Origin of the sequence: Neolewinella agarilytica, assembly GCF_900110645.1 — a bacterium.
Taxonomy (GTDB): Bacteria; Bacteroidota; Bacteroidia; order Chitinophagales; family Saprospiraceae; genus Neolewinella; species Neolewinella agarilytica.
Window position 1 is genome coordinate 253,379 of record NZ_FOFB01000004.1, and the last position, 21,003, is coordinate 274,381.

General features: G+C 48.9%; 14 protein-coding genes. 7 read left to right on the forward strand and 7 right to left on the reverse strand.

The annotated features are described in order from the left end of the window. Positions 1–222 precede the first annotated feature (222 nt). The 4 genes from BM123_RS05585 to BM123_RS05605 all read left to right on the forward strand — a co-directional run bounded on the left by BM123_RS05585 (position 223) and on the right by BM123_RS05605 (position 3,839). On the forward strand, positions 223–861 hold the full coding sequence (locus BM123_RS05585; RefSeq protein ID WP_139211776.1) for a hypothetical protein: 639 nt from the start codon (positions 223–225) through the stop codon (positions 859–861). Between the two features lie 161 nt (positions 862–1,022). After that, the gene (gene mqnE, locus BM123_RS05590) at positions 1,023–2,210 is read left to right on the forward strand and encodes an aminofutalosine synthase MqnE (RefSeq protein WP_090166150.1); all 1,188 of its coding nucleotides are present in this window, start codon (positions 1,023–1,025) and stop codon (positions 2,208–2,210) included. A 199-nt stretch (positions 2,211–2,409) separates the two neighbouring features. Then, positions 2,410–3,042 (forward strand): histidine phosphatase family protein, encoded by a 633-nt coding sequence (locus BM123_RS05600; RefSeq protein WP_090166151.1) that lies wholly within the window; start codon positions 2,410–2,412, stop codon positions 3,040–3,042. After that, entirely contained in the window at positions 3,036–3,839 is an 804-nt protein-coding gene (locus tag BM123_RS05605; RefSeq protein ID WP_245748438.1) for a menaquinone biosynthetic enzyme MqnA/MqnD family protein, read from the forward strand. Before BM123_RS05600 ends, BM123_RS05605 begins: the two co-directional genes overlap by 7 nt. A 110-nt stretch (positions 3,840–3,949) precedes the next feature. Here the strand turns inward: BM123_RS05605 and BM123_RS05610 are convergent, their stop codons facing one another. From BM123_RS05610 to BM123_RS05635, 6 genes are all read right to left on the reverse strand, one after another. Beyond that, a complete protein-coding gene (locus BM123_RS05610; protein WP_090166153.1) occupies positions 3,950–6,025 on the reverse strand; it encodes a M56 family metallopeptidase in 2,076 nt (691 codons plus the stop codon). Then, on the reverse strand, positions 6,018–6,401 hold the full coding sequence (locus tag BM123_RS05615) for a BlaI/MecI/CopY family transcriptional regulator (RefSeq protein ID WP_090166154.1): 384 nt from the start codon (positions 6,399–6,401) through the stop codon (positions 6,018–6,020). The genes BM123_RS05610 and BM123_RS05615 overlap by 8 nt, the downstream gene beginning before the upstream one ends. A 305-nt stretch (positions 6,402–6,706) precedes the next feature. After that, complete coding sequence (locus tag BM123_RS05620; RefSeq protein WP_090166156.1) at positions 6,707–9,520, reverse strand: polysaccharide lyase family 7 protein; 2,814 nt, start codon at positions 9,518–9,520, stop codon at positions 6,707–6,709. 174 nt (positions 9,521–9,694) lie between these two features. Then, on the reverse strand, positions 9,695–11,245 hold the full coding sequence (locus tag BM123_RS05625) for a RagB/SusD family nutrient uptake outer membrane protein (protein ID WP_090166158.1): 1,551 nt from the start codon (positions 11,243–11,245) through the stop codon (positions 9,695–9,697). Positions 11,246–11,272: 27 nt separating this feature from the next. Continuing rightward, on the reverse strand, positions 11,273–14,362 hold the full coding sequence (locus tag BM123_RS05630) for a SusC/RagA family TonB-linked outer membrane protein (protein WP_090166160.1): 3,090 nt from the start codon (positions 14,360–14,362) through the stop codon (positions 11,273–11,275). 525 nt (positions 14,363–14,887) lie between these two features. Then, the gene (locus BM123_RS05635; protein ID WP_090166162.1) at positions 14,888–15,958 is read right to left on the reverse strand and encodes a PKD domain-containing protein; all 1,071 of its coding nucleotides are present in this window, start codon (positions 15,956–15,958) and stop codon (positions 14,888–14,890) included. 498 nt (positions 15,959–16,456) lie between these two features. Here BM123_RS05635 and BM123_RS05640 point away from each other — a divergent pair, with 498 nt between their 5' ends. Next, the gene (locus BM123_RS05640; RefSeq protein ID WP_090166164.1) at positions 16,457–18,118 is read left to right on the forward strand and encodes a PcfJ domain-containing protein; all 1,662 of its coding nucleotides are present in this window, start codon (positions 16,457–16,459) and stop codon (positions 18,116–18,118) included. Here BM123_RS05640 and BM123_RS05645 read toward each other — a convergent pair whose 3' ends face one another. Beyond that, complete coding sequence (locus BM123_RS05645; RefSeq protein ID WP_090166166.1) at positions 18,119–19,117, reverse strand: Kelch repeat-containing protein; 999 nt, start codon at positions 19,115–19,117, stop codon at positions 18,119–18,121. It abuts the gene before it with no gap. A gap of 97 nt (positions 19,118–19,214) precedes the next feature. Here BM123_RS05645 and BM123_RS23880 point away from each other — a divergent pair, with 97 nt between their 5' ends. Together BM123_RS23880 and BM123_RS05650 are read left to right on the forward strand one after the other, a co-directional pair. Beyond that, positions 19,215–19,982 (forward strand): dockerin type I domain-containing protein, encoded by a 768-nt coding sequence (locus BM123_RS23880; RefSeq protein WP_139211777.1) that lies wholly within the window; start codon positions 19,215–19,217, stop codon positions 19,980–19,982. Positions 19,983–20,022: 40 nt separating this feature from the next. Beyond that, positions 20,023–20,787 carry a T9SS type A sorting domain-containing protein gene (locus BM123_RS05650; protein WP_090166169.1) on the forward strand — a complete coding sequence of 255 codons (765 nt, stop codon included), beginning with the start codon at positions 20,023–20,025 and terminating at the stop codon, positions 20,785–20,787. The last annotated feature ends 216 nt before the right edge of the window (positions 20,788–21,003 follow it).

Below are 21,003 nucleotides of genomic sequence, written 5' to 3' on the forward strand. Positions count from 1 at the left end.
CTGTGTTTTGTCTGCTCCTGTTTTATCCAGCCATAAAGTTATCACCTTCTGATGCGTTCATCTCTTTTACTGCTAACCGTTATCCTGGCAGCTACGTGGTAAGTGTCCGGTAACGAGTATGCGTTAGCCCTGAAGGGGGGAGGCGCATTTCCATAATAGTATATCTCGTGATGGATCCCACTATTTTTAGTGGGGTGCTTGTCCATTATCTTTGCACTCATCATGCGAAGTATTCTCCTGCTCTTCCCGGTCTTTATGAGTACTGGCTTAGCCAGCCAGGCCGAGCTGTATAAAGAGGTAGCCGATGATATCTGTCATTGCCTGGAAAAAGCGGATGGAAGGGGGAGCCACAACCGGGCAGCGGACTGTTTGACGGCCAGCATGGGAACTTACCGTGAAGAACTACGGCAGGCAATGGAACTGAGCGGTAGCCAGCGGATTAGTCGTCGCCAGCTGACGGAGGCATTGCTGGAGCCGTTAGTGGAAAATTGCCCGCTTTTAGAGACGATGTTTCCCATGACGGAAGAAGTGGAATATCGTTGGTCAGACAATCCCGTGGCGGCCAGCGGTGTCCGGATTGTGACGGACAAATTCCCGAAAGCGGATCCAAAAGAGACAACCACGGCCGAGGCGCCCGCTCAGTGGCGGGCCAGCGGACAACTCATCGCCCGGGCCGGAGGGGGAGTTCTCCGACTGGAAACGGACTCCGGGGAGATCTGGCAGTTTGAGCTTCCGGGCCGGGTGGCCCGGGGGAGAAAGCTGGTGGTTGGCGAGCCAGTAAGCATCCTTTACCGCCGGGAATGGCGGACAACAGATGAGGGTGGGGTAGTGGTGAAGGTTGTGACGGAGATTGTGCCGTAACTGCTCTATTACCCACCGGTATTATCAGGTAAGCAGTGATACCTTGCTTCGTTAGCGTTCCCTTGCACCTGCGTGCGCGCCGCTAAAACTTTCCTGAAAAAATATGCTTTCAGTAAAAACTGAAAGTTTGTGGGCGCGTTCTATTCCCATAACTTTGCCCCATGAGCAACCCTTCTATCCATACCGTTTTGCGGGACAGCACGCTAAGTGCAAACCTCCGTGCCATTGCCGAAAAAGTATTTGCCGGAGACCGGATCAGCCCGGAAGAAGGGCAGGTGCTGTTCGACGAGGCCCCACTGGGCTACCTCGGGGCGCTGGCCAACTTCATCCGGGAAAAACGGCATGGGGACAAGACCTATTTTAACCGGAATTTTCACGTAGAGCCAACGAATGTTTGCCTCTATACCTGCACTTTCTGTAGCTACAGCCGCCGCATTAAGAAGCGGGAGGATGGCTGGGAATACAGCCTGGATGACATCATGGATATCGTGAAGGGATACGACGATAAGCCGGTGACCGAGGTGCACATCGTGGGGGGCGTTCTGCCACAATACGACGTGCCTTTTTATACCGAACTCTTCCGCCGCATCCGGGCACATCGCCCGGACCTGCACGTGAAGGCCCTCACGCCAGTGGAGTATCATTATATCTTCAAGAAGGCTAAAATCAGCTATGAAGAAGGGATGGCCCTGATGAAAGAGGCAGGCCTGCAATCCATGCCCGGTGGTGGCGCCGAGATCTTCCATCCGGAAATCCGCGATCAAATTGCCGGTGGCAAATGCTCCGGCGAAGAGTGGCTGCGCATTCACGAAATCTGGCACGAACTGGGTATGCGCTCCAATGCCACGATGCTCTATGGCCATATTGAAGAGTATCGTCACCGGGTAGATCACCTGGAGAAACTACGGCAGCTGCAGGATAAAACCGGCGGTTTCCAAACCTTCATCCCGCTCAAGTTCCGAAATAAGAATAATGAGTTGAGTCATCTCGACGAAAGCTCCGTTATCGAAGATTTGCGCAATTACGCCATCAGCCGCATTTATCTCGATAACTTCGATCACATCAAGGCCTACTGGCCGATGATCGGGCGGGATACCGCCCAGCTCAGCCTTGCCTTCGGCGTTGATGACATCGATGGTACCATTGATGATACGACCCGTATTTATTCCATGGCCGGCGGCGAGCAGAACCCCGCTCTGAGCACCGAGCAACTCGTTAAGATGATTCGCGCCGTTGGTCGTCATCCCATCGAACGAGGAACGCTCTATGAGGTGATCGCTGACTATAAAGACACCGAGTTCGCCGATGATAAGCAGTATCGGGGATATACGTCGTTGCCGGTGGTGTAGGGGGGCAGGAGGCAGGTTTCAAGTTGCAAGTTGCAGGTTTGTTGCAAGTTGTTACCAACCGGAAACCTGTAACTCGCAACCTGCACCCTGCAACTTGAAACTCACACCCTGCAACTTGAAACCTGCACCCTGCACCCTGCAACCTGCAACCTGCACCCTGCAACTTGCACCCTGCAACCTGCAACTTGAAACATAAAACATGAAAACAGTATACATCGTCCGTCACGGCCAAACCGACTACAATCTGAAAGGAATTGTTCAGGGAAGCGGGGTGGATTCCAGCCTGAATGACCACGGACGTAAGCAGGGGCATTTCCTCTTTGAAAAGTATGGAGACCTGCCCTTTGAGGTAGTGCTTACTTCCGGGCTGAGACGTACCTGGGAGACCGTTGCTGGCTTCATTGAGAAGGGAATAATCTGGGAAAAACACCCTGAGATTAACGAGATGAGCTGGGGGACGCACGAGGGTAAAAAAGGCACCGCGGAAAGCATCGCCGAATACCAAAGCATTAAGGACGGCTGGGGGCTGGGGCAAATCGATGGCCGGATTGGCGGCGGAGAATCGGCGCGGGAGATGGGCGTACGGCTGCAAAAATTTATCGACCATTTACCGCAGCGTGACGAAGAGCTGATGCTCATCTGTAGTCACGGCCGGGCTATGTGCGGACTGGTAACGATGATGATGGGCCGTCCGATTGACCGGATGAACGAACTGCGACACAGCAACACCGGTTTGTGGCGGGCAACACTGAACGAAAAAGGATATTGGGACTTCGACCTGATGAACGACCGGACGCATTTGCCGGAGGCTTTAATTAGCGGATCATGGTAATGGAAAAAGCGATCAGTGATCAACCATCAGCGATCGGGACGGTAGCTCACCGTCATCGACTCGTAGCAGTATCCTACCTGAATACAAAGCCATTGCTTTACGGTTTGCTGCGCTCCGAGGTACAGGAAGAGTTGGAAATGGACCTTGCCATTCCCAGTGAGTGCGCCCGTAGATTAGTGAGCGGAGAGGCAGACATTGCCCTGGTGCCCGTTGCCGTTATTCCGGAGTTGCCCGAAGCACACATCATTAGTGATTACTGCATCGGGGCGGATGGTAGTGTGGCAACGGTCTGCGTATACGGAGATGTCCCGATTCACGAAATGACGGACATCTATCTCGATCATCACAGTCGTACGAGTGTGATGTTGACAAAGCTGCTACTGCAAGAGCACTGGAAGCACGAAGTGACCTTCCTTCCGGCTGAGGAGGGCTACATTGACGGTATCGGGGGAACGGTAGGCGGGCTGGTCATTGGAGACCGGACCATTGGTCTGGATCAACGATTCGACTATGTCTATGACCTGGGGGCAGAGTGGAAGGCGCACACCGGCTTACCCTTCGTTTTTGCTGCCTGGGTTTCGACCAGGTCTCTGCCGGAAGATTTCATTCAGCGCTTCAATCAAGCCTTGAGGGAAGGGATGGATCACCTGCCAGAGCTACAGCTCCTGCTTTCCTCCCCGCATCCGGATTTCAGCCTTACGGAGTACTTTACCCATCACATCGACTATGACTTCGACGAAGGGAAGCGGGCCGCATTAAAGCGGTTTTTAGCCTTTGTGGAAGGAGCGGCGGGGTAGTCAAACAGCGTTGCGCCTCTGTATCCGCTCTCTACTTATCCCTTGAGTACGAGGACTCTGCAATCGTTCAGTGGTTGGGAGGCCCGGTATTGAGTCTCCCAACCAGCTGTTTATCGTTTGATCTTGATCTGGAAGTCTTCTCCTAAAGATTTACCGTACATCTTTTCGTGAATTTCCAGGAAACGGGCGTAGGCTTCAGGACTGGCCTTTTTACCGTTAATCTTCAGGGTGCTGTTATTGACAATCAGCTTTTTGATTTCACCACTGTCTTCGATCAGGCCTTCTTTTTGCATTTGATCAATGATTACGTCAAAGCCTTTAGGGACGTCGCCAATATCGGCTGTCCGCTCAATGTAGCTTCTCCGTAGCGCGCGGGAACGATCGATAGCTTTCTCTGCTTCTTCGCTCTTTGCCCTTTCCAGATTGCGTTGCTTTTCGGCCTTGCGGCGTTCCAGCTTTTCGATCATGGTTTCCATTTCACGAATCTCCTCTTCTTCGCTGCGGGCAGCGTTTTCTTTTTCGCGGATGAGGGCGTCGAGATCATCGCCTTCATGGTCTCCATCCAAATGCCAGACGCCGCCGTTACGGCTGTCGAATTTGAAAATGTGGGCGCCGCTGCCGTTGCTCATCAGGCTATCGAGGTCGAACTCGAAGATTCCGTCTTCTTCGCCTTTGAGCTCGAACCGGAAGGTGTTTCCTTCGGTATCAAATTCAAACATGTTCTCAAAGCTGCGCCCCAGGCGTTCCCCCATTTCACCGAGGCGTTCGCCGAGGGATTCCCAGTTGTCGCCCATGGATTCAAAGTGTCTCTCAATGCGAATGCCCGATTTTTCGAGGTGTTTCTCCATGTCGTGGAGGTCCTTTTCAGAACGTTCCAGATCGCGGGGGAAGTTGTTTCCGTCGAAGAAAAAGGTTTCGTAATTGCGGTCATTATCCACACCAAGGAGCCGTTCTACCATTGGGGTGTGCTGCTCAAATTCTGAGGGGGGGACCTCCTCGCCGTTGATTTTGAGTTCCTTGATTTCTCCGTCTTGGACGATCACTTCTGTGGATTCACCGTTGCGGAAGGAGCTGACCTGATGGCGGCCCTGCGGAAGGGTGTCCGGGCTAATCGTGACGATGTTTTGGGCGCTTACCGCAGGTGCAGGGGAGGGTAGAGGAGCAGTGGTGGTACAGTCTGCTCCGGCGGCAGTGGCTTTCTCCGCCGGATGGTAAGCAGCGGTAGAAATCAGGGCAATGAGCGTAAGCAGTGGAAGTAGGAAGAGTCGACTTTTCATTTGATAAGGGATGTTTTGCTGGTGAAGGAAACGTTGAACGCGGCCGAGGAGGCCGCCGGGGGAATTAGTCAGGGCGACGGCGGTAGCCGGCGTCGTGTGCTGTTGCTCGAAGTAAAGCAGTGCTTTGGCGTAGGGCAGGCCACCGGGGCCGTGGGTTAAGACGAGGTCATCACAGCAGTGCTCCCGCTCTTCGCGGATGCGGGCGCTGATCCACCACATCACGGGGTGGTAGTAGAAAAGAACTTCTACGACGCATTGCAGGAGGTTCCACCAGTGGTCCTGGCGGGAGAGGTGGGCCAATTCGTGTAAGATGACGGCTTCGGCCTGCTCGGGGCTAAGTTGGTTGACGATGGCAAGCGGAAAGATCAGCATTGGTTTGAGGTGGCCGAGCAGGGCGGGGCCACCGATCTGCTCGCTGATACCGATGCGGAGTTTGCCGTGGTAACCGAGACGTTGGGCCAGCGCGTAGCAGCGCTGGCGGAAGTCGGCCGGCACGGCTCTTGTAGCCATTCTTTGCATCCTGCGTACGCGCCCAAATGCCAGGCCCATCCGTACGGAGCCAATGCCAAGGCCAACGAGCCAGAACACAACGACCCAAGCCATCAGACGTTCCGGGTTCCAATGGCTGATGCCTTGTTCCGGCGCAGTTAAGACGGCAAAAATTTCGACGGATGCAGTGCCGGTACTCTGGGCTGTTGCTGGCTCATAGATCCACCCGAAGGTGAAAACAGATAGTGCAAGCTGTAGCATCATCGTGCTGTAAGCTACTCCGTAGCGTAGGCGGGCATTATCACTGGAGCGGGAAACGAGCCAAAGCAAGCCCGCTAAGCCCGTCGCCTGCCAGAGGCTGTGGAGCAAGGTCCACCCGAGGGCACTAACGGCGGGGTCATTGAAGAGTAACTCAATCATTGTTGCCGTCTTTTTCCAGTTGAGTAATCAGTTTTTTTATTTCGGCCAATTCCTCCGGGCTGGTTTTACCGTCGCCCAGAGCCCGTAGGACCATCCGACTGGCAGAACCGCCAAAAGTGGTGTCCACAAAGCGGCGCAGCAATGTCTTCTGCGCCTTTTCTTCCGGTAACACCGCTGAGTAAACGTGGGTGCGACTGCTGGTATCCCGGCTAACCAAACCCTTACCCGACATGAGCTGCATCAGCTTCAGGGTGGTGGTATAGCCAATTTCCTTGCTACTGCTTTCGTTCAGCCGTTCATTGACGTCACGGACCGTACTCGGGCCAGCGGACCAGAGGACTTGTAAAATGACGAGTTCGCCTTCGGTAGGTTGCATAAGGGTAAGGGGGTAAGGGAGTAAGGGGAAAAAGGGGGGGGATGATTTAAACGGTGATTACGAATCGTTTCGTACAAAGATATACGAATTGCTTCGTAGGATGCAAGTACTGCCCGTGATTTTAACATTTGGGGCTGGTCGGTCTGTCCGCGGAAGTAAGATAATGGAGCTGTTAAGCCAAAGATATCCGGGGGAGGCGAAACAATGGCTTTCTCCTAAACAAGGAATCCCCCGGTGGAATGGCACCGAGGGACTCTTTATGATCTACAATAATCGGGTCTTGACTATATGCCAGACCACTAGTGCTAGTGCTTGATCAGCCTGGAGACTTGTGGCTTATCATCACCTTCAAGTTTGATGTAATATAAACCGGCTGGAAGCTCACTTACATTTAGTGAGGTGAGGTTATTGGCCTTCCGATGGATAACAATTCTTCCTGTTTGATCATAAACTGAGAGCGTATGGAATGCTTCTGCTCCACTGATGGTAACAACAGACGTTGCCGGGTTGGGCGTCAATTTGATTTGCTGGTCAGAAAATTCGGTAACGCTTACCGTATTTCGCTCACCTACACCGAATACTCTTAATTCTGTGAGGCTAACCCACTGGCCAGCGTATACATCCGCACCCGTTACGGTTACTCTCACAAACCTGGCTTCAACACTGTCAATGACATCAATAATTGGTGTTGCCGGAGAGCCGGGAGTTTTGTTGTTTGATCGGTCAACGATGGTTGTGTAGGGGCCTTCTTCCGTTAAAGCTCCTTCAATGATGAATTGGTATGCTCTGTTTTCATAGCAGGTAACTTCAATCTGGGTTATTCTGATATCATCATCTTCCAGATCAACCGTAGCTGATTGTGGGAAATTCTGCACGGACCATCGCGTACCCGTATTATCATCTACGAGGCTTGTTGGGACGTTTGCGCCATCGGGAGTGCCGGTGCCTTCAATTGGCTGATTCAGCGCCAGGTTGAACTTTGAGGAGGGAAATACTATCTGAATTTCTTCCGAATCAATAAATGCTCCTTCTTCAGTCGTTACGGTGATCGTTGCCACACCTTCTGCGATTCCAGTCAACAGGCCATTTTCGTCTACTGTAGCTATACTTGGGTCTTCAGAGGCGAAGACAACGTTCTGGTTGGTTGCATTTGCGGGAGATACGATGGCTTCTAACTGCAGGATGCCCCCAACGGCGGCGGCGGCAGTGGACTCAGCAAAGTTTACTCCGGTCACACTAACCTGTTCACGGATGGTAATTTCAGTGCTCAGGGATGTCCTTGACCCTCCTTCGTTGTCCGTTGCTTTAGCAGTTAAGGTATATGCGCCTTCCGCTGCTCCTGACCAGGTAAACGAATAAGGAGCTGTAGTGTCCTCTCCTAACAGGGTATTACCCTCAAAGAACTCAACCATGGTAATGCTACCGTCTGAATCAATGGCATCAACGATAATTTCGACATCATTCCCGGGCTCAATGTTTTCACCATTAGCGGGAGAAGTAATACTAACCGATGGAAAATAGTTTTGCGGGGAACCATCTCCCTCAAACAGTTCATCAAAGTGTGCAGTTGCTTCACCATTATCCTGAAGGTAAACACCTGCTTTCCAGTAACTGGGAAAAGTCCAGAAGGAGACATCCACATTCACCTTTTCCTCGCCTTCGAAATCAATGATCATATTCCCGTCAACCAGGCGGATATCACAGTTGAAATAGCCTCCGGGGTCTTCACCAAGATCGATGTGGGTTGTATTTACTCCTGCAGCATCTGTTTTGATGGCTGCCCACAAGTGATTGGTCGGCACTCTGCCATTGTGTTTGTAAATTCTTAGCAGTGGCTTATTAGGCCCTGGTCCGGCATTTGCATCATCATGTATTTGTAGAACGGTTACTTGCTGACAGGTCTGCTCGGCAATATCAAGCCTTGCATGCATAGACCGATTGCCATCAGTGGCGTCGTAATTTTCCTCGTACCGGAGCTCCGTTCGCATACTCTCACCGGATTGATTGAATCGGATCTTATCACCATTAACCACATAAAACCATTCAGGGTGGGTGTAGCCATCGAGAGCATCCTGGGCACGAAGAGTTGAGCTGTTGGGAGCTTGCAGTTTACATTCTGCTAAGAAGGGCTGGAACCTCGGAATGTCAGTTGGGGCGGTATATCCCGTTGGAGGAGTGGGCTCCGAGTGGGTTACATCCAGCGCAAAAAATGATACCTGAGCATATTCATCGGGATCTCCCGCATTATTCTGATTGTAGTTTCCTGCTTTGAAATACATCCAGTCATCAGCGAATCCACTATTTGTCATGTCTACTTCCTGCACGACATCAGGCTTACCTTCTCTCATTATTGTTACTGTCAGGGTGTTGAAAACGACTTTGATTTCGTAACTGAATTTTTCTCCCAGGGCAACTCCATCTTCGGGGTCGGGGGCGCCATCAGCCCGGCTACCGATCATGTCATACCATTGCTCCGGGCCTGTAGTAGGCTCATGTGCGAAGTATATAGAACCCTTTGTGTTTCCAGGCAGCTTGCGGTAGTAGATCCGACAGGGTTCGTCATCAGAGGCATGTATTTGCCCAACGATAACCCGGCCTATTTTACGGGTTTCGTCGGAAGTCTCAGACACGTGATCTACGGCAACTGTAGCCGTCATGACTCCATCCACTCCTCCGGCAGCTTCCTGATTTGCCATGGTGGATGAAGAGAATACCCAGTTGTTTTTATTTATTCCCTGGGTGGCAATGCTGTTGTCTCCCCTCCGAATCATCTCTCTTAGCTCATTTCTCGGGTAGGTACTTCCACCGGTTCTGCCATCATTAGGGCACCAGAATACCATGGCTCCGGTAGTGGTGTCCGTATAGAATTCACCATCTTTTACAAAGCCATTGGACAAGTTATCTTCATCTATTTCTTGCTGATTAGGCCGGGTGAGTTTCCAATAAGAAAGATCAAAATTTCCACTTGGTGGGAGACTGGGGTCTAACTCCTGCGCTGCTGCAGAATAGCTTACTGTCATCAAGGCAAAAAACAGCAGCAGGCATTGAGAGTGAAGCGGTTTGTAAAAACGACCCTTCAGGCCGAAACCTGAGTATCGATAGTTGGATAGCACTTGCATAAGAATAATTTTTAGTGATGTATGTACTACTAGAGTAAATAAGACGGACGTTCCAACTGCCAGGGGAGTACCGCCGCTAATTTCAAAGGGGGCCGCTCATGACGGGCGGCCCCCTTTGGGTTTTTAAGAAGTTCGGATTAGGAACGACTGAATAGTAAAGCGAATAATATTCTATTAATAACCCGGGTTCTGCGTCAGGCTAGGATTATTCGTGATTTCAATGGGAGGAATTGGCAGCAAGTAATCCCGGGATGGGTCAAAATTCTGCGTACCCATCTGTTCGGTCTCAAAGCCATTGGGGCCGAATACCTCAGGACCTAATTGTCTTCTGACGATATCGTACCACCGGTGATGCTCAAAGGCAAGTTCTAACCTTCTTTCCTCCATTACATCGTCGATAGTAGCCCCGCTAATGTTTGCAGGTACTGCGCTGGGCGCACCAGATCCGTTACCATTACGGGCTCTTTCTCTAACCATATTGATCCACGCATCAGCTTCGGCTGTTCTGCCAAGTTCAATGGCCGCTTCGGCAGCAATTAAAAGTACCTCCGCGTAACGCATCAACTGGTAGTTGGAATCCGAATCACGGCCGCTGGTGTTTGCAATGGGAGTATCACCCGCCATAGCCGTGTATTTAGAAATGTGTGGGCGGTTAGCATTCCGTCCATCCAGACTGGAAAAGTTATTGAAAGAAACTACGTTACCACTGTTGTCAACAGCCTCTGCGTCAAAATTGACTTCTTTTCTATAATCACCATCCGGCCAGGTATCATAAACTGCCTGAGCTGGCACCATAACGGACCATCCGCCTGTGGGGTAGTAAGTTGCTTGCCCGAAGAAACCGGTGAAAGCAGCCAGGTAATCTCTCGATTCATCACCAACATTCGTTGCCACAAAGTCGATAACAAATATGGGTTCTTTCGAAGTATTGGTATTTACGGCATGAAAGATATTGCGGTAATCCGGTTCTAATGCTAAGTCATATGTGCCTGCATTATCGATTACATCCGTAGCTTCATCGTAGGCCATTTGATATTCCCCACGAGTCAGGTATACGCTGGCAAGAAATGCACTTGCTGCTGCTTTACTAGGCAGCGCTCTGTTTGCCCGCGAATTTGGTAACACCGTTTTTGCAAATTCAAAATCCGCGATGATGCCCTGGTATACGGTTTCTGCGGGTGTTCTTGGCGCAACGGATGCATCCACCGTAGTCGTCTGCTCGTCGAGGTAGGGAATGTCTCCGAAGAGTCTGACCAGGTGGTAATAAGCATAAGCTCTGATGAATCGTGCCCGGCCAGCTATCTCATTCACTACAGCGGGGTCTTCTCCATCAAGAAGTTCTAATTCCCTAAGTGTTTCGTTGGCCCCCCGGACTATTTGGTAAAGGCGAGGCCAGAAACTTCTTTCGGGGTTAGAGAGGTTCAGAATCAATGGGTTAGTGGCCGATACCGTAAATTGATCATGCTCAATTCTTTCGGGTGCCGTGGAAGGGTTCCCGATATCAACCATGTCTGACCGTAACAAAAGCGTTAAACCCAGGCCCCGAGAAAGAAACGCTCTGGCTGACAGGTTTCCGTATGCACCATTGATGGTAGTTTCTACGGTCGCCAGATCAATATCCCGTTCATCAGGATTTAGCTGACTTATGGCATTTTCTTCTAAATCCGAACACGCGAAGACTGATGAAGCTAGTATCAGTGCGAATAAAAATTTATTGGTTTTCATTTTCTTTGTTTTAATGACTGATCTGACTTAGAATTTCAAGTTAAGACCGACCGTAACGGACCGGATGTTTGGATAGTTTCCATAATCGTGACCCTGGATAATATTATCCTCTCCACTGCTCTCACCACCGCTTCCGAAGTAACTAACTTCAGGGTCCAGTCCGGAATAGTTGGTGAAGGTTAATAGGTTTTGCGCGCTTATCGACAGTCTGGCAGAACTAATTCCGATATTCCGGATACCTCCCAATGGCAGATTATAGCCAAGAGCTACGTTCTTGAGTCTCAAATAGCTGCCATCCTCTACGAAACGAGAAGAGCGCTCTCTACCTCTGATTGCAGCACGCGGGATATCCGTATTTGTGTTCTCCGGCGTCCAGGAGTTCAATACGTCAGTCAATGCATTACTGTCGCCATTGTACAATTGAATGGCGGTCAGATTGTAGATATCTCCACCAAAAGAACCTTGCAGGAAGATGTTTAAATCAAAATTCTTGTAAGTAAAGCTGTTGCTGAATCCTAGTGTGAAATCGGGATTTGGATCACCGATAATTTGTCTGTCATTGTCATCAATTATGCCATTGAAATTGCCATCTTCATCTGCAACCTCAGAGAATAATGGCTCCCCGGGAATCGCGTTTCCGTCTCCATCAAAGGACCGGCCTTCTAAAGCTGTTCCTTCGGGAATGGCTCCTCCCTGGTACACACCCTGGTACTCTAAGCCCCAGAAAAGCCCCAGTGGATTTCCTTCTCTTAGGATGTAAGTTGAGCTACCAACAAAATACCCTGGAGCACCACTTCCCAGAATTTCAGATCCGGAAGATAGTTCCACCACCTGGTTGCGGTTAATGGAAACGTTGAAGTTGCTTTTCCAGTTAAAGTTAGGCTTGTTGATGTTAGTTGAAGTTAACGAGAACTCAAAGCCTTTGTTATTAATTGATCCTACGTTTCTAAGGACGTCCAGATCGGAAGTTCCTAAGTAAAAATTTGAGGCTCTGTCAACGGCCAGCAGGTCCTTCGTATCTATATTATAGTAATCTGCACTGATCGCGATCCGACCCTCAAAGAGACCTAAGTCCAGTCCGATATTGGTTTGGTAAGAAGTTTCCCATTTCAAATCGGGGTTGTCTTCACGAGCGAGATCTACACCAAAAGCGCCATCAACATCTGTGGGTGGTTGTACACGGTAGGTGGCAAGTGACTCGTAAGGGCCGATAGCCTGATTACCCGTTAATCCGTAACTGGCTCTTAGCTTAAGGTTAGATATCGTATTGTTGTCAACCAGAAAATTTTCCTGTGAAATCTTCCAACCCAAAGCTACAGATGGGAAGATTGCGTACTTGTTGTTGGCCGCAAAGTTGGACGCACCATCTCTACGAACTGTAGCAGTAATTAAGTACTTGTTCTGGAAGTCAAAGTTGACGCGTCCGAAAACGGACTCAATTTCAGACTCTGAGAACCGAGAATCAACCGTTCGTTGATCAATCTGACCAGCTTCCAGATTGTACCAGGAGAAGACATCAGTCAGCAGTTCCCGGGCACCAGCCTCAAGACCTTCTGTGGTGTTCTTCTGATAGGAGTGACCGGCTAATAAGGTCAAATTACCTTGTCCAACGGGTCTGGAATACGTCAGGTAGTTTTCGTTAAGAAGATTGGTTCTTTTGACAGACTCCAAAAAGGCGCCACCAGCAGAAAGCTGAAAAGTCTGTGGTTTGAAGTAGCCTTCCGTACTGTTTTGGGTTCTGTAACCCAGGGTAGTTTTGAAACTTAGCCCGTTCAGGATTTCGAAATCTGCATACAGATTGGTTCTTACATTATCCGTTTTGGTTTCGTTTCTAATTTGTGTAGCAACGGCCCACGGGTTTTCAATGTCATCTCCAACGGTATTCTGAGAAAAGAATCCAGCATCATTAAACCGTCCCACATCCGGTGAGAACCGGAAAGCCAGGGCGACAACGTCATCCCCACCTCCGTTTACAGAACCGATGGCATCACTTCCGGTAGACTGAGTCGAGACACCATTTTGCTCGCTGCGGCTGGAAACAGTATTTAACCCGATTTTTAGCCGGTCACTGACTTTCGCATCAACATTAGCCAGGAACTGAATCTTTTCAAAGTCAGAATTAATGATGATGCCCTCCTGATTAAAGTAGGTGCCAGATACGTAGTAATTAACATTGTCACCTCCTCCAGAAACTGAAACCTGGTGGTTCTGTGTATTTCCTGCTCTGTAGATCTCGTCTTGCCAGTCCGTATCAGCGGGGCCTTGGGAGTAAGGTACGTCTCCGGCATTGGTACGAATCATATTTTGGTACTGAGCAAATCCTCTCGCATCCAGTAAGTCCAGTCTGTTGGTTGTTTCCTGAAAGGAATAGTTGGAGTTAAGCTCAACAGTTGGCTTGCCGGACTTCCCTTTCTTAGTTGTAACCAGGATAACACCTCCTGATCCTCTCGAACCATAAATAGCTGTTGCAGAGGCGTCTTTCAGAATCTCTATGGATTCTATGTCATTTTGTTGAGGAAATGAAGCACCAACAAAACCGTCGACTACAACAAGTGGATCACTACTTGCATTTAAAGACGAACTGCCGCGTACGCGAATTGAGATGCCCGCTCCGGGCTCACCTCCATTCTGAGTTTGAACGGAAACACCAGCGGCACGGCCTTGCAGTGCCTGGCCGGCATTTAATACTGGAAAGGCCTGTATGTCTTCTGACTTAACCGAGGAAACACTACCCGTAATATCACTCTTTTGAACGCTTCCGTAACCAACTACCACAACTTCGTCTAATACGGTTGAACTTGTAAGTAGTGTGATGTCAAAGCGCGTTTGGTTACCAACAGGAATAGCTTGCGATTCAAATCCAGTATATGAAAATTCCAATACTGCATCAGATGGAACTTCTAAATTAAAAGTTCCATCGATATCGGTAACGGTACCCGTGGAAGTTCCCTGTACCCTTACAGTAACCCCAATTAAACTTTCGCCACTCTCATCAGAAACCTGACCGCTAACGATTCCTTGTGCATAGGCACTCGTTGTAAATAAGGATATGAATACAACAAGGAGGCCTAATACCCGATTGGTACGCCCAGCAAAAGGTTGTAAAGAGTATTTCATAGAATATTATTTAATATAGTAAAATAGCTGGATTTTTGTTGCAAAATCGCTTTAGTGAAGCAAATATCGAAAGACAAATATTAATGTCAGTCTGGTTAACCAATTTAAGGCGTTCCCGTTTCTTAGCCAAATAATTTCGATTGTTTTTCCTGTGAAAATTGAAATTTGACGTCGGTGCTACTTACGGTATTTTTGCTGCATTTTTCTGTTTACAAGGAATTCTTGCAATATAACAAATTATGGAATATGATTGAAGCGTTAAAGTGCTGTAGATCAATGACTTTTATGCTTGATTCGTTTTTTTTGGCAATTGGTACTTGAGATATTCTGCCAAAATAAATTATTGTCGCCAATTCGAAATACTGGTTCCGTGAAGCCATGAATCTATCAGTAGTTCGAATTATAAATTGCAATACGAAAATGGCAATAATCAGCGTATAAAATGAGGAGCGCCTGAACAGACGCTCCTCACTTGTGTATATGAACTTAATATTTAAAGTTTCATAACTTCCTTAGCATTAAAGCTTACTGGTCTTCACCTACTGTAACTTCAGAACAGTTAGGGTGGTATACAGAGTTGGCGTTGATGGGGTTTCCGTCAGCATCTGCAGGGTCCAGGTTGTCACCTGCAGTGTAGCCCTGGAAGTCATCGCTGAAGTATACTTCCTCTGTTCCTGAATCAGAAGAATAGATTACGATATCGTCAACCTGAAAGACTCCGTCAGAGGTAGATGAGGTGGAGTTGTATTTCCACTGGAAGTTATAAGCACCTTCCTTAGTAGCTTCTAAGTGGCCCGGTACATCACCATCACCACCATTAGTAGTACTTAGTGCATCCGTAATCACTGACTGGCCACCGATAGAAAGGCTGAATGTTGGGGGGGTTGAGCTGTCAGCAGAGGCCGCCCAACTTACTTCAACTGGTACCCATGTATCGATTACTCCTTCAGGGAAGTTTGCATTTGCAACAGCATCGTCAGATGCTCCTTCTCTGAATTCGTGAGGAACATTATCTTTCAGTCTTACCTCTACAATGGCAAAGTCACCAGTTGTTGAAGGGCCGGAAACGTTAATGAAACCGTCGGCAGCATCCTCAAAAACTCTGTACATGAAAGTTACTCTTCCTGTACGAATGGAATCCATTGCTGCAAACCGAAGCTCACCAGTATCATCATCAGCTAAGTCAGCGATAACGGCATATCTGTTCTTAGGTGCAGTAACCTCAATTGTTTCACTGGTCGTAGCCGTTACTCCATCAGATGCAGTTACCGTTAAGGTAACCGTATAGGTGCCTTCTCCGGAGAAGGTGTAGACCGGGCTGGCATCAGTAGACGTTCCGTCGCCACCAAAGTCCCAGGCAGAGTCGAAGGAGGTGTCCGTAATTCCGTTAACCACGGAGTTGTTCGTGAAAGAGTAGGTCAGTGAGTTCTCTGCATCAACCTGTGAGGAAAAGCTGGCGACCACGTTAGAGGGGTCAGGAGTCATTGGTTGCATCATTTCATCATCTTCACCACAGGACGAAATCATGGTTACTGCCAAGAAAAGGGACATCATCAGAATGATGTTTTTGCTTGCCATTGTTAAAACGTTCTTCATAATCATTACTTTTTTTAGTTAAAAATTAAGTTTACTATTTGAGTGTAGTCTGAGGCTAGATGAAAGTCAAATGCCCCGGGTTATGAACTAAATCCAGGATGCCTGTAGAAAACGCTACTGTCTGGTGCAGACACGGATTTAGAGGTTCTTTGTTAGCCATGTTGAAGGAGTACGGCGTACAGTTTCAACTAAAGCGCTGACAGTACTCCCCAGCACATGTCATAAGTTTTTAAAAGAGCTCAAAAAAGGAGGAGTATTGCAGTGATCGATCATTAAATTGGTTCGCCGAACAATTGGTTTACCAATTATTTGGTCTGCGAATTTAGCTTGAAGTACTTAAAGTGCCAAACTTTTTAATTCTTTTTTGCTCACCGGGACATTTAAAATGGATTCTCTGCCAACTCCCGCAATTTTAAACCGAAATGCGGAACCTTCTCTGTTCTGCAACTTTCCTCCTTTGCTTCTACATTGAACAGAAAGTGAAACAGTTCCCAAGCAATGTCTCCTCTGATTAATCATACACTTAACCTGACAAAGGCTGAGCAACTCGTCTTTCCACTTGAAGTGGACTATCTGGTTCATGCCTTAGTATTGGGTCGTTCGCTTCATGGTCGGGAACTGGAAGACGTCCTGGTCCTTTATCGACGCGCCTACAGCCAGCTCTCTGAGCTGGAACGACAATTGCGCGCTCCCGATCAACTGTTTATGGAGGAATGGGTAATGATTGCCTTTCGCGAAGGTTCTTTAAAGTTGCCCCCAACAGATTCGCAGCGCCTGGCCCTGCTACGTTTTGCCGCACTTGGCCTGAACGCAGAGGACATCGCCACTCTCGTGGCCGCATGGAAAGATCAGGACGCTATTGCCATTGGCCTGAACAGCTATCGGGAGGCATCTTTAGCACAACTCCGGAGCTATCTTGTCTTTCTGGAAGAGTTTGCCCCTTACCTAACGGAAGAGGTCAATCATCTGGCACGAACCCTCCTCCTGGAAGATGCTCATCTCCGTAATGAAGAGCTGGTGGCGGAGTTTATCACGCAATACAGTCCTGATTTTCTTGACCGGTTTACTGCACAAGGGTTGACCTTGTTAAACTACCATACGCTATGGAAAGTCTGGTTCTCCGTTTTTAGTGAGCACAACCTGAAAGAAGAGTCCCTTCCGGATGATTACCTGAAGACACCCTTTCGGGAAGTGATTCGAAATGTGCCCGATCGCTTATGGTTCTTAACGGCTAAAAAAACCGGAGGGGTAGATTTTACGTTCGCCATTGGGCAGCCTGGTTTCTACCAGCTTGCTGCGGGCAATAGTGCGCGTAAGTATCTGACGGAAATTGGTATGCCCCGTGGTGCCTGGCGGCAACTACTGTCGCTGCCCTACGAGACCGAGTTGTTAGAGCTTGCAGCCCCTGACCTTTACCTCTGGGCCCTGAGCCTGGGAGCTAATCAGGAATTGGCGAGGCAGCTACCCGCCTTTATGCCACGACGATACCAAACGGCCTGGGAACCTGTGTTGCAGCAATTGGCTCGCCTGACGACCATTAGCTGGGATCTGGAAGAAGGGCAGCGCCTGCTGGGCTATGTCTATCACATCGTACGGGATCAGCCCGATTTTCGTGTCGATGTTCACCGGCCAGAATTGCTGATAGCTGCCTCCAATGCACACTATGCCCGGATTGAACAGTCGATGGCGGCGGTGGTCCGGGAGCGACGGGCCGTAGTGGAAGCTGATCAGGAAGCACGGGCCCGGCAAGCTGCCGTTCAGGCGGAGCAGGAAGCTAAGCGCCGCAGAGAGTACGAAGCCTGGCTCCGTAGAACGAAATGGGCACCAATGAATCGGGTCAAACCCCTTCGTTACTCTTCCCGCCTTCGCATCCAGGAGTTGACCAACGGCTGGGAGCTTTTTCTGGAAGGGCAGGCCATGGGGCACTGCGTCGGAGATTATGTCAACCACTGCAGATTGGGACGATTCTCTATCTGGACTTTACGCGTAGAGCGCGACCGGAAGGTCCGTAGCCTGGTAACCATCCGGATCAACGTGGCTAACCGGCAAATCGTAGAAGCCCGCGCTCGTTTTAACCGGGATCCCCTGCAGGAGTACAAGGTGTTGATTAATGAGTGGGCGAGAGGGAACAGGATTAAACCCCTGTCCGCCTGGGAGTGATTACTTAAGGGTAATCGCGATTACATCTGCTAACTCCGGGCTACCGCCCCGATTGCCGCACCCACTGGCCATAATGAGCTGGCCGCCATGCTGTACGATACCCGTACCGTGGCGGCCACGGCTCAAGGGGGCTAGTGTGCGCCACTTGCCCGTAGCGGGGGAGAGTGCTTCCACTTCGTTATGGGCTACTTTGTGGGCAGTGGATTCGCCTCCAACAACGAGAATGTCATGATCAAGCACCATTGCCGCATTACCCGCCCGGTGGGTGGGCATGGTGTCGGATAGGGTAGACCAGGTTTTGGTTGCTAGGTCATAGACATCGACTTCGCCAATGGTGTTGGCAAAGGGGTTGGTGGCGGCGACCGTCGTTCGGCCAGCCAGTGCATAAAGCTTGTTGTCGTAGGCAACGGCCTGGAAGTGATCACGGCTTCGGGGCGCGTCGGGTAGCTGTACCCACTCGTCTGTCTCCGGGTTGTAAGCGTCCAGCCAGGGGACGTGCCCACCCCGGTGCCCATCCTGAATACCACAGACCATATAGATAAGGCCATTGTGCAGTACCGCTCCTGCGCCGCCGCGGCGGCGGCCTTCAGGAATGGTCGCACCCGTACGCCAGGCGTTGTCCGCCGGGCTGTAGATGTAAATCTCCGGCAGCGGGGTCTCGCCGGGGTAGCCGCCGGTCATGGCTCCCATCAGGTAAATTTCGTCTTGGTAAACGACGGGCTGAAAGTGATGAATCTCCACGGGGCTGGTGTCTCCCGCACTCCAGCTTTCACTTTCAAAATCATAGATGTCAACGGGCTTAATACCCCGGCCACCGAGGAGGTAGCCTTTATCGCCTACACGTACAAAGGCCGCTTCGTGGCGGGCGGTGGGCTGGCCCTCAGGCGTAACCTCGTGCCAGTTGGGGGCCGGGTTAGGGGTGGAGGTGTCCGTTGCTTCGGTCGGCCTAGTTTCGCAGGAAAAGAGGAGGAAGGGAAGGATGAGGAGTAGGTAGCGCATGGGGGAAGATAAGGATTGTGGTTTAGGTATACGATTAGAGTATAAGTTGCAACTTTCAGGAATAACGACTATATTTGAATAGCCTAAAAACACCTTCGTGAAATTCCCTCCTTCCTTCCTGTTAATTCTATGCTGCTTTTTTTGGTATAGTATTCCGATTACAGCTCAAGTCGTTATTGGTGCTGTTAATACCCCTCAAGTTCCGTCTTATGAAGTTCCTCCTACGGATGTATTGATGCCAGTAACGTTTTCAAATGGTATTTCAACCACTTTCTTAGCCACTACGACCTACAATAATTTTGGCAACCCTTATTTTATCCCTCTCTTTGGAAATCCGGGAATAAGTTCTGCTAAAATTTACGTTGATCTTACGACAACTCAGGATGATTATGTGGATGTTTTTAGCTCCTGCATCACTACTGCTGATATCATTGCTATTTCAACATATATATTAGCGAGTGATCCGTCCTCTTTATCTAGCTCCCAGAAAATAGCTGCAGATGTTAATCTTGATGGAAATATTTCAATTTTTGACATGGTTGAAATTCAACGAGTGGTACTTGGGTATCAGGACTTTTTTAGAAACTCAATCACTGTAAATGGTGTTACTTATAACGATGTAAGTGCTGTCTATCCGACTGTGGCGGCTGTTGATCAACTTAATAATGCATTGTTTAATATTTCATACAGTTGTGTCTATAATTATAATCCATTCCCTTCTAATTCTCTTATTGGTCAGAATTTTATGGCAATTAGGCTTGGTGACGTGAATCAAACCTGTGATTCGTTCTTTGTTCTTGACAATTTTTCTATAGAATCTTATTTATGCAATAAGGAAAGTAGTGATTTGCGCATTGTAATATAAGCAGCGAAAATATTCTAATTGCCGACTAAAATATTGTCATATGTATTCTTCTAATGAAATAGTGAGAGATTTTTTTATCTTAATTTTAATATTATCAAGTTTTCTTGCTAAGGGGCAAGAGGTGAGTGTTTTGGGGGTTTTGGTAGAGGACGGTCAAACGACCATTGAGGTTCCTGTAGCAATTACTTTTTCTGATTCAATTTTAGGGCTGCAATTTAGTGTTGTCTGGCCTGAAAGTGAACTTGCGTTAGACACTGTACTGTTTAACCAAGAGCTACTTGATCAAAATATTTCTATTCGTTATAGTAATCCACAACGAGGAAAACTAATTGTACTTATTGCACCAGAATTTGGATTCCTGGACCCAATAGTATTTGAAAAAGAATCCATTGGGCTGACTATCGTTTTTAGGCTGTTAGATCAATATTCTGGATCAACTATAATTGGATTTGATCCTGAATTCCCCAATGTTTTTGCGGACTTTAATGGTCACGTCTACCCAACCCTAACCAATGGCTCTATTTCCAACGCAGATGGAACCGTTAGTACATTAGCAACAGTTATAAATAATACGTTGAAAATTTATCCTAACCCAACTAAAGGAATGTGCTCCATAAGCGGGTTGCCTGCATCGAGTGCTAATACTGGGTTTAGAATTGTTGACGTTTTGGGGGGCATCATTCTGACGGGAAAACTAAACAATAATGGTTTTAGTTTGCCTCAATCAACGCCTTCAGGGACTTACTGGATCTTGATTGATGGGGATGAAAAAGTTTATGTTGAACCTTTAGTGGTGAATAAGTGATAGGTGGCGCCTGCTTCTTAAATGCTCACCTTCGCTAGCGCTGGATTTTGTCGGTACCTTCTTTTGCTAGAAGAGACAGGAGAGGACTCCTTGCAGTTTTATGACTACTGCCTGCGTTGCAGCCATCCTTTGCATCTGCGCACCGTCGCCCAGAGAAACAATAAGAGAAACGACACTATTAAGCATCGTCACCCTCCTGCTGGCTTCACGGCCCAT

Excerpts from the sequence above, each read along its gene's own strand:
- BM123_RS05630 (WP_090166160.1), bottom strand. The coding sequence starts at position 14,362 with ATGAAATACTCTTTACAACCTTTTGCTGGGCGTACCAATCGGGTATTA.
- mqnE (WP_090166150.1), top strand. The coding sequence starts at position 1,023 with ATGAGCAACCCTTCTATCCATACCGTTTTGCGGGACAGCACGCTAAGT.
- BM123_RS05620 (WP_090166156.1), bottom strand. The coding sequence starts at position 9,520 with ATGCAAGTGCTATCCAACTATCGATACTCAGGTTTCGGCCTGAAGGGT.
- BM123_RS05615 (WP_090166154.1), bottom strand. The coding sequence starts at position 6,401 with ATGCAACCTACCGAAGGCGAACTCGTCATTTTACAAGTCCTCTGGTCC.
- BM123_RS05610 (WP_090166153.1), bottom strand. The coding sequence starts at position 6,025 with ATGATTGAGTTACTCTTCAATGACCCCGCCGTTAGTGCCCTCGGGTGG.
- BM123_RS05640 (WP_090166164.1), top strand. The coding sequence starts at position 16,457 with ATGTCTCCTCTGATTAATCATACACTTAACCTGACAAAGGCTGAGCAA.
- BM123_RS05600 (WP_090166151.1), top strand. The coding sequence starts at position 2,410 with ATGAAAACAGTATACATCGTCCGTCACGGCCAAACCGACTACAATCTG.
- BM123_RS05635 (WP_090166162.1), bottom strand. The coding sequence starts at position 15,958 with ATGAAGAACGTTTTAACAATGGCAAGCAAAAACATCATTCTGATGATG.
- BM123_RS05605 (WP_245748438.1), top strand. The coding sequence starts at position 3,036 with ATGGTAATGGAAAAAGCGATCAGTGATCAACCATCAGCGATCGGGACG.
- BM123_RS05585 (WP_139211776.1), top strand. The coding sequence starts at position 223 with ATGCGAAGTATTCTCCTGCTCTTCCCGGTCTTTATGAGTACTGGCTTA.
- BM123_RS05650 (WP_090166169.1), top strand. The coding sequence starts at position 20,023 with ATGTATTCTTCTAATGAAATAGTGAGAGATTTTTTTATCTTAATTTTA.
- BM123_RS05625 (WP_090166158.1), bottom strand. The coding sequence starts at position 11,245 with ATGAAAACCAATAAATTTTTATTCGCACTGATACTAGCTTCATCAGTC.
- BM123_RS05645 (WP_090166166.1), bottom strand. The coding sequence starts at position 19,117 with ATGCGCTACCTACTCCTCATCCTTCCCTTCCTCCTCTTTTCCTGCGAA.